General features: G+C 37.8%; 13 protein-coding genes and 1 pseudogene. 11 read left to right on the top strand and 3 right to left on the bottom strand.

All coding sequences use genetic code 11. From position 1 onward, the window contains the following. The coding region (locus tag H540_RS0119040) for a beta-glucoside-specific PTS transporter subunit IIABC (RefSeq protein ID WP_081415203.1) at positions 1–1816 on the top strand (1816 nt) is incomplete at its 5' end. Positions 1817–1920: 104 nt separating this feature from the next. Next, entirely contained in the window at positions 1921–3363 is a 1443-nt protein-coding gene (locus tag H540_RS0119035) for a glycoside hydrolase family 1 protein (RefSeq protein ID WP_028401984.1), read from the top strand. 306 nt (positions 3364–3669) lie between these two features. Here the strand turns inward: H540_RS0119035 and H540_RS0119030 are convergent, their stop codons facing one another. Next, complete coding sequence (locus tag H540_RS0119030) at positions 3670–4215, bottom strand: TetR/AcrR family transcriptional regulator (protein WP_028401983.1); 546 nt, start codon at positions 4213–4215, stop codon at positions 3670–3672. 234 nt (positions 4216–4449) lie between these two features. Here H540_RS0119030 and H540_RS0119025 point away from each other — a divergent pair. The 5 genes and pseudogenes from H540_RS0119025 to H540_RS0119005 all read left to right on the top strand — a co-directional run. After that, positions 4450–4581: pseudogene (locus H540_RS0119025) on the top strand (SDR family NAD(P)-dependent oxidoreductase); the annotation flags it as partial. Positions 4582–4776: 195 nt separating this feature from the next. After that, positions 4777–5532 carry a cytochrome P460 family protein gene (locus H540_RS31490; RefSeq protein WP_051317195.1) on the top strand — a complete coding sequence of 252 codons (756 nt, stop codon included), beginning with the start codon at positions 4777–4779 and terminating at the stop codon, positions 5530–5532. A 76-nt stretch (positions 5533–5608) separates the two neighbouring features. Further along, on the top strand, positions 5609–6295 hold the full coding sequence (locus H540_RS0119015) for a DUF4405 domain-containing protein (protein ID WP_028401981.1): 687 nt from the start codon (positions 5609–5611) through the stop codon (positions 6293–6295). Between the two features lie 131 nt (positions 6296–6426). Continuing rightward, on the top strand, positions 6427–6558 hold the full coding sequence (locus H540_RS35250; RefSeq protein ID WP_281172528.1) for a hypothetical protein: 132 nt from the start codon (positions 6427–6429) through the stop codon (positions 6556–6558). Further along, positions 6534–7394 (top strand): alpha/beta hydrolase, encoded by an 861-nt coding sequence (locus H540_RS0119005; RefSeq protein WP_051317194.1) that lies wholly within the window; start codon positions 6534–6536, stop codon positions 7392–7394. Before H540_RS35250 ends, H540_RS0119005 begins: the two co-directional genes overlap by 25 nt. 604 nt (positions 7395–7998) lie before the next feature. Here the strand turns inward: H540_RS0119005 and H540_RS0118995 are convergent. Next, complete coding sequence (locus H540_RS0118995) at positions 7999–8712, bottom strand: DUF421 domain-containing protein (protein ID WP_028401978.1); 714 nt, start codon at positions 8710–8712, stop codon at positions 7999–8001. 276 nt (positions 8713–8988) lie between these two features. On the opposite strand from H540_RS0118995, the gene H540_RS0118990 reads away from it, so the two are divergent. From H540_RS0118990 to H540_RS0118975, 4 genes are all read left to right on the top strand, one after another. Further along, a complete protein-coding gene (locus H540_RS0118990; protein WP_051317193.1) occupies positions 8989–9837 on the top strand; it encodes an ABC transporter ATP-binding protein in 849 nt (282 codons plus the stop codon). Continuing rightward, complete coding sequence (locus H540_RS0118985) at positions 9812–10663, top strand: ABC transporter permease (protein ID WP_028401976.1); 852 nt, start codon at positions 9812–9814, stop codon at positions 10661–10663. The genes H540_RS0118990 and H540_RS0118985 overlap by 26 nt, the downstream gene beginning before the upstream one ends. A 32-nt stretch (positions 10664–10695) precedes the next feature. After that, positions 10696–11757 (top strand): ABC transporter substrate-binding protein, encoded by a 1062-nt coding sequence (locus H540_RS0118980; RefSeq protein WP_028401975.1) that lies wholly within the window; start codon positions 10696–10698, stop codon positions 11755–11757. A gap of 512 nt (positions 11758–12269) precedes the next feature. Beyond that, complete coding sequence (locus tag H540_RS0118975; protein WP_028401974.1) at positions 12270–12593, top strand: hypothetical protein; 324 nt, start codon at positions 12270–12272, stop codon at positions 12591–12593. Positions 12594–12906: 313 nt separating this feature from the next. Here the strand turns inward: H540_RS0118975 and H540_RS0118970 are convergent. Continuing rightward, positions 12907–13113: VOC family protein (locus tag H540_RS0118970; protein WP_028401973.1), on the bottom strand; the 207-nt coding region annotated here is incomplete at its 5' end.

Here is a 13113-nt window from a genome sequence, read left to right as displayed (position 1 = left end):
GGAAATAGTTCAATTGGTCGGTGGAGAACAAAACATAATTAGTGTTGTGCATTGTGCCACACGTCTGCGTTTTACATTAAAAGATCATAGTCAGGCTGATAAGAAAAATCTTGAAAATTCAGATGGAATTCTCAGTGTTGTAGAGAATAGTGGGCAATTTCAAGTTGTCATTGGGAGCCATGTCTCCGAGGTTTATAAAGATGTAATAAAGATTGCAAATGTAGGTAGTATGGCAAAAGAATCATCAGAAAGATCAAAGGGAAGTGTTATTGCAAAAATATTTGACGTTATTTCAGGTAGTTTTTCTCCGTTGCTCGGAGCCCTTGCTGGCGCTGGGATGCTTAGAGCGTTGTTAGCTCTTTTAACAATGACAGGGGTATTATCTACCGAAAGTGGAACGTACTCTATTTTATTAGCGGCTGGGAATGCAATCTTTTTCTTCCTTCCCATTTTTCTAAGTATTACCATTGCTTCAAAGCTTGGCGCAAATCCATACGTAGGTGGAATGATCGGAGCTGCGCTATTAGATCCGAATTTTACAAGCTTGCTGCATAATAAAGGTGATATCACTCATTTTCTTGGTATCCCGGTTGTTTTGATGAACTATTCTTCTTCTGTGTTCCCGGTTTTTATCGCAGTCAGTATTTATGCTGTTTTAGATAGATTCCTTAGGAAAATCATTCACAAAGATCTACAAATGTTTTTGGTTCCGATGTTGTCTTTGATTATCATCGTACCATTAACGGCAATCGCATTTGGTCCTTTCGGAGTCTATTTTGGGAATAGCATTGGAGTATTTATTAATTCTTTATATTCTAAAAGTGGAATATTGACAGGTGCCTTAATGGGTGGTGGATGGACTTTCCTTACCTTATTTGGAATCCACACGGGATTCACTCCATTTATTCTTGAGAATTTGGCTAAGGGTGGGGATCCACTGCTTGCATTGGTTTCCGCAGCTGTATTTTCACAAATAGGCTTGGCATTTGGTATTTTCTTAAAAACAAAGGATAAAAAAGTAAAAGCACTTGCTGGATCTACGTTATTGCCTGGATTATTGTCAGGGATAACAGAACCAATTCTGTATGGGTTAATGCTTCGTTACAAACGTACAATTCCTTATGTCGCAATAGCTGGAGTTGTCGGCGGAGGAGTTAGTGGCTGGGTTGGAGCAAAAGCAATGGCATATGCATTTCCATCTGCTTTAAGTATTCCAATATATTCACCATTAGTATCATACATTATTGCTATGCTATCTGCTTTTGCTATTGCAACGATTCTGACAGTAGTTTTTGGATATGAAGATAAAAAGAAAAAGGAAGTTGAAGAAAACAAGGTAGAATCAGAACAGTCACTTATAAAACAAGAAGCAATTGTCAGTCCATTAACAGGGGCAATTAAACCGTTAGCAGATGTGAATGATCCAGTGTTTGCATCAGAGTCTATGGGAAAAGGAATCGCGATTGAGCCAACTGTTGGTAAAGCTGTATCACCTGTTAACGGTATTGTTACAACAGTTTTTCCGACAGGACATGCAATTGGAATTACGTCAGACCAAGGTGCAGAAATATTAATCCATATTGGAATCAATACTGTCCAATTAGGAGGAAAATATTATTCCCCGGTCGTTAAACAGGGTGATCGAGTGAATCAAGGTGATCTATTAGTCAACTTTGATATTGAAAAAATTAAGGAAACTGGGTACCCAATTACTACTCCAATTATTATTACAAATACAGACCGTTATATCGATATTATCGACATGAATAAAGAAGCGGTTCAGGCAAAAGAAGCGTTGTTGACATTAGTCGTTTAATGATCTTCTTTTAGGAAATCTGGGGAGAGGCTTAAGTCCTCTTCTCCATCCATATATAGATGATTTTAACAATTAAAAAGAGATTAATTAAGGAGGATTTAATTATGAATTTTGAAGAAAAGAAATTTCCAGAAGGTTTTTTATGGGGGGGAGCTACTGCAGCAAATCAATTGGAAGGCGGCTTTCATGAAGGGAATAAAGGATTAAATATTGCAGATGTTCTGCCAGGTGGAAAAGAACGACTTAAGCTATTACAGTCACCAGGCTTCAATTTTGAAATGGATACAGAAAAATACAGTTATCCGAACCATGAGGCGATCGACTTCTATCATCACTACAAAGAAGATATCGCGTTATTTGCAGAAATGGGATTCAAAGTATACCGTATGTCCATTGCGTGGACAAGAATTTTTCCAAATGGGACCGAGTTAGAGCCAAACGAGGCTGGATTAGCTTTTTATGACCGCGTGTTTGATGAATTGCATAAGTATGGGATCGAACCGGTTGTCACAATGTCTCACTATGAAATGCCGGTAAATCTTGTGAAAGAATATGGTGGCTGGAGAAGTCGAGAAGTTGTTACGTTCTTTGAAAGATATGCAAAAGTAATTTTGAACCGTTACAAAAACAAGGTAAAATATTGGCTCACATTTAACGAAATCAATTCTGGTCTAGAAATGCCAATTCTGGGTCTTGGTTTTGCGATTCAAAAAGAAGAAGACAAATACCAACCGACCTTCCAGGCTTTCCATCATCAATTTGTTGCAAGCAGTTTAGCGGTAAAGGCTTGCCATGAAATCATTCCTGATGCGAAAATTGGATGTATGATACTATATATACCTACGTATTCCTTTGATAGCAACCCTGAAAATGTAATGTATGCTCTACAAGAAGGACGTTTCTTCAATAATTTTTGTGCTGATGTTCAAGTAAGAGGAGAATATCCTACTTTTATTCAACGTTACTTCAGAGAACATAATATTAAGCTTGAAATTCAACCGGGCGATTTAGAGTTGCTTAAAAAATATCCTGTGGATTTTATTAGTTTCAGTTACTATATGTCACGTACTGAAATGAAAGAAAAATTAACTGGTGAAATAGTTGAAGGAAATATCTTAGGAGGGGTAAAAAATCCTTTCGTAAAAGCTAGCGAGTGGGGATGGGAAATTGACCCTATCGGATTAAGAATTACTCTAAACGAGCTCTATGACAGATACCGTAAACCGCTTTTTGTTGTTGAGAACGGTCTAGGAGCCAAAGACAAGGTAGAAGAGGATGGTTCGATTAACGATGATTATCGAATTGAATATCTCCGAGACCATATTAAACAGATGCGTGAAGCCATTGAAGATGGTGTTGAACTGATGGGATACACTCCTTGGGGATGTATTGATTTGGTCAGTGCCTCAACAGGAGAAATGTCCAAACGTTATGGTCTCATTTATGTCGATAAACACGATGATGGCAGTGGGACATTGGAGCGTAAAAGGAAGCAGTCTTTCTTTTGGTATAAAGATGTAATTGCAACAAATGGAGCAAAGATATAAAATTTTTATCATTTTTATATCTTTTTTAAACTAATTAGCATTGCTTTGCTAACGACTAAACCAGGTTTAGATAATTAGCATGGAAAAACTCCCTTCATTATTTCTAGAAGGGAGTTTTTAAAAATAAATGGGGACACTTGCATCTCTTTATCCAATTCATGTGCTTTGTTGCCAAAATAAGTGTAGCAGATCCAAGCTGAAAAGCAGGACACCTTTATTTACACTGTTTTGTAGAAAAACGATATCTTATTAAAAACCTCTTCTAAAGGAATTGTCCTTTTCTTCTTCACTAATTTAAGGGACGTTTTATACAATTCTATCTAACAAATCCCCTACTTTTTCTGCCATGACACGAGGTGGATAAGGCATTCCATTCTTTAACCACCATTCCACTACCCCTACGTAAGCATTTGCAACAAATTGAACAACTACATCTTCATTTTGACCATAATTTTTTCCGTTTGTTATGTCCACATCATGCTTGAACTCTTCGATATTAAACTTAAGGAACCGACTACGAAAATATGGGGCTCCTTCACTCGCTAACATCGTCGAGAAGAATAAATAATTACTCTCAAAGTATTCCATACAGTGTACAGTCGATTCTATAAAATCCATTTCAGTTGCCGACTCGCAAAAATTACTCATGTTGTTGATATGTTCTTCCATGATCTTATCTAATAGATCAAATTTATCTAAGTAATGAAGATAGATGGTTCCTCGGTTCACATTTGCCCTGTCAGAAATATCCTGAATGGTAATGTTATCAAAACTTTTTTCAGACATCAGTTCGATAAGAGCCTTTTTAATGGCTTCTTGGCTTTTGATTATTCTTCTATCTACTTTCGGCATTGTTTGGTCACCAGACTTTCCTGAAAATAATCAACAATTTTTATTGATTTGTTGAGTAATCAACGAATTGCGTTCATTTAACCATTGAGAGCATCGTGTTTCTATTTATAATTATAAACAGATGTTGCTTAATCAATCAATGATGATTTTCTTTGCTGGATGAATTCAATGTCCACCATTATAGTTACAAATGGATTGTTTTCAAAAGAAAAATAAGAAAGGGTGTTATTAATTATGTCAAATATTCAAGGTAAAGTGGTTGTTGTTATGGGTGCATCAAGTGGGATTGGTGAAGCAACTACCAAGAAACTCGCACAAGAAGGAGCAAAATTAGTCATTGCGGCTCGTCGTGAAGATCATTTGCAGGGTGTTGTTAATCATTACCACATGGTGAAACTTTTTATGCTTGGCGAATCTAACGAATAGAGAAGAAGTCAGTATGAACGTAATTCCCTTATCATCAAAAGACAACGATATTTAACTTGGATTAGTAGTCAGATAGAAGCCCAGTCACGATAAATTCACGAGATAATAAAACGAAAGTTGGAGGACGAAAACGGTATGAAAAAACGATTATTTCATTCAGTTGCATTGCTGCTAGCCCTCACCCTTACTGCTTGCAACAATATTGATAATGATACCAAGGCCATTTCCCAACAGGCGGAGAACTCTTCTGAGGCTAAGTCTGGGGAGTATGCTAAGATTGGGTCTGGGGCTCACCTTGTTAAATTTCCTAAAGACCTTCATAAGGGAATACTGTATACGACTTTCGATCGAGGGAATATTCATGAAAATATCTATATAAATAGTAAGGAAGCGATAGAAGCAGTGCAGAACGGAGAGGAGTTTCCGAGCGATACCGTTATCACTCTTGAAGGATATGAGGATGGGGAAATTGCCCAATATTTAGTGATGGAAAAGCGTACCGGCTGGGGTTCTGAATACTCACCCAAAGAACGTAATGGGGAATGGGAATACCAGGCATTTACTCCTAACAAAGAAGTAAGAAAAGATAATATTGGTCGTTGTTTTTCCTGCCACGCAGGTGCGGCACTTGAGCAATATATCCATTCACTAGCTGCTATAAAGAACTATGATTTAGGAAAGGTTTCAGAATCGAACAATAGCAGTACAACAGATTCAATCGCATCTATCCCTACAAAGGATTGGAAGGTAAGTGATATATCTGCACATCTGAATGATTCTAATTCTAAGGATGTAAATACTAAAAAAGCAAGTTTATTGGATGATAAAGAAAAAGCTGAAGTAATCGAGGACGTTCTTTTAACTATATATTTACATCAATATCAAAACTAAGGGATGTGTAGCCATAAAGGATATTTACATTTCCAAAATGGCAATGATTAATAAAATGAGAAAGAGGAGAAGGTTTTTGAATCCAAAAATGTTATTTAAGCTGGGAAATGACCTAGCATTGACAGTTCTCATGTTAGTAGCAATGGCTTACTTCCTTACCGGGAATACAATTCATGAACTTGTTGGGGTTGTGATACTTGTATTATTTATCGTTCATAATATTTTAAATCGACGTTGGTATTTAACTACATTTAAGGGAAAGCACAAATTAAGACGTATTCTACAAAATGTAGTCAATCTGCTTTTTCTAGTAACGATGGTTTTAATGATGGTCAGTGGAATACTAATTTCCAGTGACATATTCCCTTTTATTTCAGTAGACCATGACTTGATTTTCTATCAACTCCATGCCCAGACAGCCTACTGGGGATTTTTCATCATGGCTGTCCATGTAGGATTTTCGTGGGAAATGATTATCAGTTCAGTACGGAAGATGACGGGCATTACCGGGACTAGCCGTATCCGCACCATTGTGTTCCGTATTCTTGCAGTGTTAATAGTATTTTATGGGGTGCATGCTTCCTTCGATAGAGGGATGGGATCTAAACTAACCGTTTATAATCCATTTGGTAGTTGGCATGAAGATTCTGCATTTAGCTTTTTAATTGACTACCTATCCATTATGGGAATCTATATTTGTGGGACGCATTATGCTTTGAAATTTATTCGGAAACAGGAAAAAAGAGCAGTTAAAAAAATCTGATATAGGGTTGGTTTTTGCGATTTGTTGATGAAAAGTCCGAATAGCACAAGGGTTTTCAAGGATGAAGATTTCCAAGGTTGTAGCCGGTGTACCTTAAAAAGCCATTAAGTGGTTGAATAATAGGAGGCATTATGAAAAAGATAGCGACATTACTTTATTTAGTTTTATTAATTATGACGCTTATAGCTTGTGGAAGAGAAACTAGTAAGACACCAGCCGAACAGGGAAGGAGATTAAGATGGAAAAAGGGAAAATGCAATTAAAACCAAGACTCTTAATATCGTTTATCGTGTTCCTTATTGTCTTCTTAGGATCAACATTTTACTATTTTCAGTATGCTAATGGACAAGAGGTCAAAGAATCAAATCTTAAATATGGTAGTAACCCAAAGCAAGTATTAGATGTCTATACTCCTAGAGTTCAAAACGGGGAGAAATTACCCGTCATCATTTATGCACATGGTGGTGGATGGAGCGGAGGGGATAAAACAAATGTTTCAGCAAAACCTGATTTTTTTACTAAAAAAGGGTATGCATTCATTTCAATTAACTATCGCTTATCTCCAGAAGCAACCTATGAAGAAATGGCAAATGATGTTTCCAATGCGGTGAAATGGGTGTATGACAATGCCAACAAGTATCATTTTGATCGGACGAAAATAAACCTGATGGGCCATTCTGCTGGCGGTCATTTAATAATGTTAGTCGCTACAAATCCCAACTATTTGAATAATGTGGGACTTTCATCCAAAATGATCAACTCTGTTGTGAACATAGAAGGGCCACTTGATTTAACGGATTTTATTAAGAGATTTGGAAGCTATAAAAAAGTATTCGGAAACGATCAAAAAGTATGGGAAGAAGCCTCACCGGTTACTTATGGAGCAAATAAAAATCTTCCGCCAATGTTTTTGATTGCCCGTGGAAAAAATTCTATTGAAACATTTACGGACACAACAAAAAAAGGTGGCAATACCGTTAAAGATTTTGAAGCCAAAACGCTTTCCCATAGCCAATTAACCCAGCTCCTCGGAACATTCAAAACCGAAGAAGCAGCCAACATGACCAATGATGTGGTCGAGTTTTTGAACAAATACTGATACATTCTTAAAGCAACCAAACTGTCCGTTCCTAGAGATAATTTGGTTGCTTTGTCAACAAACGGTGCCGTTACTTTTCTCCTGAGTGGACGTGACCATTGAAGATGTAATAAAGGATATTAGCAATCGGGCGCCATTGTTGAGCAACACATGTAGAAAATGATCAAACTTTTTTATAAAATCGATACTTAAATCTGCGTTTTGTTGGTGGGACCCCATGATGAAAAGGGCTTATACGAAAGCCCTTTTTTAGTCGGTAATGTATGGATTATAAAGTCCAGTTCTATAGAACCCCTTCATAAAACGTATGTTGTTCTTTCAAACATTTATGATACAGCTCAGTAATTTCGTTGTCGTCTAATTTTAAGATGTCATCTTCTCTTTTTAAAGTGCAACGCAATATAGCATCTTCAATCTTAATTCTCTGGATTTCTTCAAGAAAATAACACTTCAAATGATTATTCATTTCTTGACCATCACCCTTCATTTTATGATGCAAGTGATTTCATAAATAGGATCGAAGTTCATATCTGTATCATAACAGTGATATTTATATAAATTATTATATAACAGATTTGTGTTGTGTCAATAAAATTAAGAAATTTTAAGACTCTATATCAACGGGAGAAGTAATCTTATCTTTGTATAAATCAAAATACAGTTGACCATTTGTTCCCCGAACACAATATGAAACACTAGGCAGGGCCAGTCCTCGTTGCTCTAATTCTGTAAATAACCAACTTTTTGTTAGCTGGTTTTGAGTGAAATTTTTATCAACAATTTGACCATCCATAATTAATTCAATAGGAAAAGCTGAGTGAGTAGGAGTGAAAATTCCTAAGTCTTTTTTAGTTACATTTCGATGCGGGGGTTTCTTTAATACCGATAGATGTCCGTCAGCTTCAACAATAGCGTATTCTACTTCATCAATATCAAATGCATCTTTTCCCCTTAAGGCTTGATTTAATGAATCCATTGTAAACTTTAATTTCTTCATATTTTCTTCAAGTATTTTTCCATTTTCTATGACTACAGTAGGCTCTCCGCTAAGCAATGCCCTGGCATTTCTATTTTTTAATGAAACTAAAGTGGCAAGGAATGTAATACCACTAAAAATGATTAATGCAATAATAAAGTGACTAAAACGTATGGAAGTATTAAATGTCAAATTCCCTGCAATAGATCCTAGCGTAAGTGAAGCAATAAAATCATGATAAGTCATTTGAGAAATAGTTTGTTTTCCAAGTAAATGGGCAATGTATATAAGCAACACAAATGCTATAAGAGTCCGAACTATGACGTCAAAAATACCAACCATTTAGCGTCTCCTTTTAAACTTTTACTTACCTTTCTTTCCATTCAGGGGATAAGACATACTATGCTTCGTGAAAAATATGAATAAAATATAAACTAATAATTTTAATGTTTTTAATTTCCATAATCTTAATATTTTTAATTTTCTGAATTAATATAGAAATACAAGATGAAAGCGTTAACATGAGAGGGTGATGAAAGAGCTTAGTGCAGATGATACAGCAACGGATGTCATTAAAGTATTTGAAAACTAGAAAATTTAGATGAATGGAGGAATCAAATGAGTGTTATAAACCAAGAAATACATCGGCCCGTTACACAGTTCACTACACCCATGATGGAACTAAAAGGAGCGACGAAGGAATTTATAAAACCATCGGGCGAGATCCATACGGTATTACAGAATATTAATTTAAAGATCCCTAAGGGAGAATTCGTATCCATTGTTGGACCGACAGGTTGTGGGAAATCGACAACGTTAAGTTTAATTGCAGGGTTTGAGAAACCTTCGTCCGGTCAAGTGCTTATTCAAGGAGAAAAGCTAGAAGGAATTAATTCACGAGCCGCTTGTGTTTTTCAAACTGAAAACGCTTTCCCTTGGAAAACGGTCATTGATAATGTTTCTTTGGGCTTGAGGTTGAGAGGGATAGATAAAGCGGAGGCATATAACGAAGCGAGAAAATGGATCTCACGAGTTGGGTTAAAAGGATTTGAAGGGCATTATCCTGCTCAGCTTTCAGGCGGAATGAGAAAACGTGTGGCCTTAGCGCAATGCTTAATTGTTCAACCGGAAATTCTCTTGATGGATGAGTCGTTTTCTGCCCTCGATGTGCACACACGCCATCTCATGGAGGATGAGTTGCTCCGCATTTGGGAGGAAACATCCGCTTCGGTGTTTTTTATCACGCACGATTTAGAAGAGGCGATCGCCTTAAGCGATCGGGTAATTGTTCTGACGGCAGGACCGGCAGCTACCATCAAAGGGGATTATCAAATTGATTTGCCCAGACCGCGTAATGTAGCTGAAATTCGTTTTGATCCTAAATTCATGAAACTCCATGAAAAAATTTGGAATGATTTGCGAGATGAGGTGATGATTAGTTATGCAAATGCAAACAACGCTAAATAATGCAAAAGAAGAGGTTATGACGCGCAAAAAGGAAATGAAGATCAGATCCCTAAAAATCCGAATCCGTAATTTGGCTCTGCAAACTATCGTTTTCATTTTGATGTTCGGTTCATGGCAAATTTTAGCGGGCAATAAAATCATTGATCCGTTTTTTTTCTCAAGTCCGTTTGCTATTATAGGAAAAATTCGGGATTGGTTTATAAACGGTACCAGCCAGGGGCCGCTGTATACCCATTTTGTTGTTACCTTCGAAGAAACCATCCTTTCCTTCCTAATAGGGGTCATTTTGGGGGTGGTTACCGGTTATGCCTTGGGCAGAAACGACATTCTATCTGTTATTTTCGGACCTTATATTCAAATGTTAAATGCGCTGCCAAGGGTCGTTTTAGCACCGATTTTTATCATATGGTTCGGTTTAGGGATGCCTTCTAAGGTAGCACTTGGAGTAACGCTTACCTTCTTTGTTGTATTTTTCAACGCTTTTCAAGGCGTTCGCGAAGTGGACCGCAATCTGCTTAATAATGCCCGCTTACTTGGAGCGAGCAAAAGACAGTTGGCGCAACATGTCATTATTCCTTCGGCGTTAACATGGATTTTATCAAGCCTTCATTCTAGTTTCGGCTTTGCCTTGGTCGGTGCGGTGGTTGGAGAATTTATCGGGGCAACGAAAGGCCTTGGTTTTCTCATTGCACAAGCACAAGGTGCTTTTGATACAACCGGGGTATTTGCCGGAATGGTTCTCTTGTCGGTTACTGCTTTAGCTGCAAACTGGGCGGTTAGAAAGCTCGAAAAACGCTTTATCGCTTGGCGGCACGTTCGCCAATAGTTAGTAAAATTATATAAAAGGGGTAATGACAAATGAAACTAAGAAAACCCGTAATGTTGGGCGCTAGTTTAATCTTATTGGCTGGAATGGCTTTGACAGGGTGCTCCACTTCGGAAAAAACGAACACGAATAATGCTGATCAGAAATCCGCTGCATCCACAAAGCTTCCGAAGGTGAATATTATGGTCGGAGGTATGGAAAAAATCATCTATCTGCCGGCTAAATTAACGGAAAACCTAGGTTACTTCAAGGAGGAAGGGCTTGATGTGGAGCTGACAAGCCAGGCTTCTGGAGTCAATGCGGAACAGTCCTTGATTGCAGGTGAAGTGCAGGGGGTGGTTGGTTTTTATGATCACAACATCGATATGCAGGCTAAGGGGAAATATCTTGAAGAGGTAGTTCAGATGGCCACTGTCCCCGGAGCAAAATTGATGGTATCCAATAAAGTCAAAGATAAAGTGAAAAGCTTGGCCGATTTGAAAGGTAAAAATATCGGTGTGACCAGCTTGGGGGCATCCTCCCATTTTCTCATCAACTATTTGGTAACAAAAGGTGGAAATACCTCGAAGGATTTTGTTCCTTTAGCTGTAGGATCGGGAAACACTTTAATTGCTGCAATGCAACAAGGGAATATTGACCTGGCATGGGCGACGCAGCCTACCATTTCTTTGCTAGAGACGAAAGGAATTGCCACTCCTCTGGTAGACTTAGAGAGCCCGGAGGGAATGAAAGAAGCGACTGGCGGTATTTATCCGTCTGTTAGTTTATATATGAGCTCGGATTATGTAAAAGAAAATCCGGAAGTGGTCCAACGTTTAGCTAACGCTTTTGTCAAAACACTAAAGTATATCCACACGCATAGTCCAGAGGAAATTGCTGATAAATTGCCGAAAGAATATTACGCGGGTGATAAGGAATTGTATGTGAAGGCATTGAAATCTAGTCTCCCGATGTTCACAGCTGATGGAAAAATGCCTTCCGATGGTCCGGAGAAGGTGTTGGACGTCTTAACAACTTCTAAACCGGAACTGAAAAATGCTAAAATAGACTTAAGCAAAACGTTTACCAATAAGTTTGTAGATAAAGTTAAATAATGAAAGAATAGAAGCAATTAATAAAGGCGCACTAATTGTGTATAGCACCTCTATATGACCTTTTACATCATGCATAGAGGAAATAAGTTGTTTAGCTACAAGTACATCTGGAATATGTAAAGAGAACGATGTATAAATAAAGTAATTTGGAGCACTATAAAAGTGTGGAATATTTTATACCTCCACAAAGCTGAAATTAACCTAGTATAATATCCGAACAAAAAGGCTTCGCCCCCCGTGAAGCCTTTTTGTCATGCTTAAAGTGTATCTAAAGGTGTAACAACCTCTGCGAACGTTCGTAACGTGATTTTAGGCCTTTACGAACAAAAAATCATTGGTTTCATAGGATGTCCGTGCCGTCCATAAAGGTCTGCTTTTACGGACAGTAGTGTTAAACAAGTACAATAAGGACAATGTAAAAAACGATTTGGAAAAATAAATTCAAAATTTGACACGGTATATTCAATATATTTCCAAACTATCTGGACATGATAAAGGATGAGGTGACTGTCATGAAGGATGAGATATTAGAATTAGTGCCGGGGCCGGTAAGGGAGTTACTCCAGAAAGAAGTTAAAGATGGGAACCGATGCCTCATTGATTTGGTTGTTGATGATGCAACTGCTTATGGATTTGAGCCGGAGCAAGTAGTCCCCTGCATCATGGCGGCTTATTATGTTTACGAATCTACGGCCTACCCCAGTGAAATGGAGGAAGAATGGAAGCTGAGCTTGGTTTTTCATGCGGCCAATCGTTCGGCGATGAAGCTTCTGTCTTATGGTAAGTATAAAGCACAACGATCAGAGAGTGGATGGATGAGGTATGCAAATCCGTAAAGTTTACTTGATATTTACCAAATACGTTTCTTTAATTTTTAACAACTATTATTTACACCGTTGGGATTTTCCCAACGGTGTTATTATTTTTGAAGGATCAGAATTAAACAACTTTATTGTAACTATATACAACTGAATAAAAAACCGTCTTTTTACAGTGAGGCGAGAGCATCCGGCGACGTGCGGAAGCGGTCAAACCCTTGTGGTGGTCCATGCAAGGGTAAACCATAGATAGGAAGAAAGCGCCAATGCCTCTGTACACAGCACATTGAAATGTCGAAATCATAAATCATTCATATATACACAGCAGTTATTAGACCTGAAAGATTTGTATGAGGTTACCGCAAGTATCATCAAATACGGCAATGGTTACCTCTCCCATTTTTGTTGGCTCCGTACTAAATACCACACCCAGCTTTTTCATTCTTTCGTACTCTTTTTGAATATCCTCAACAACAAATGCTGTTGCAGGTATCCTTTGCTCAAAAATAGCTTTTTGGTAGGTCTTGGCAGCCGGGTT

The organism is Ectobacillus panaciterrae DSM 19096 (assembly GCF_000430785.1).
Taxonomy (GTDB): Bacteria; Bacillota; Bacilli; order Bacillales; family Bacillaceae_G; genus Ectobacillus; species Ectobacillus panaciterrae.
Note: the sequence above shows the minus strand (reverse complement) of the source record. Positions and strands in the feature narration are given on the sequence as shown.

What these genes read in the sequence shown, in the direction of transcription:
- H540_RS0119035 (WP_028401984.1), top strand. Translation starts at nt 1,921, where the DNA reads ATGAATTTTGAAGAAAAGAAATTTCCAGAAGGTTTTTTATGGGGGGGA.
- H540_RS0119030 (WP_028401983.1), bottom strand. Translation starts at nt 4,215, where the DNA reads ATGCCGAAAGTAGATAGAAGAATAATCAAAAGCCAAGAAGCCATTAAA.
- H540_RS31490 (WP_051317195.1), top strand. Translation starts at nt 4,777, where the DNA reads ATGAAAAAACGATTATTTCATTCAGTTGCATTGCTGCTAGCCCTCACC.
- H540_RS35250 (WP_281172528.1), top strand. Translation starts at nt 6,427, where the DNA reads ATGAAAAAGATAGCGACATTACTTTATTTAGTTTTATTAATTATGACG.
- H540_RS0119005 (WP_051317194.1), top strand. Translation starts at nt 6,534, where the DNA reads ATGGAAAAAGGGAAAATGCAATTAAAACCAAGACTCTTAATATCGTTT.
- H540_RS0118995 (WP_028401978.1), bottom strand. Translation starts at nt 8,712, where the DNA reads ATGGTTGGTATTTTTGACGTCATAGTTCGGACTCTTATAGCATTTGTG.
- H540_RS0118990 (WP_051317193.1), top strand. Translation starts at nt 8,989, where the DNA reads ATGAGTGTTATAAACCAAGAAATACATCGGCCCGTTACACAGTTCACT.
- H540_RS0118985 (WP_028401976.1), top strand. Translation starts at nt 9,812, where the DNA reads ATGCAAATGCAAACAACGCTAAATAATGCAAAAGAAGAGGTTATGACG.
- H540_RS0118980 (WP_028401975.1), top strand. Translation starts at nt 10,696, where the DNA reads ATGAAACTAAGAAAACCCGTAATGTTGGGCGCTAGTTTAATCTTATTG.
- H540_RS0118975 (WP_028401974.1), top strand. Translation starts at nt 12,270, where the DNA reads ATGAAGGATGAGATATTAGAATTAGTGCCGGGGCCGGTAAGGGAGTTA.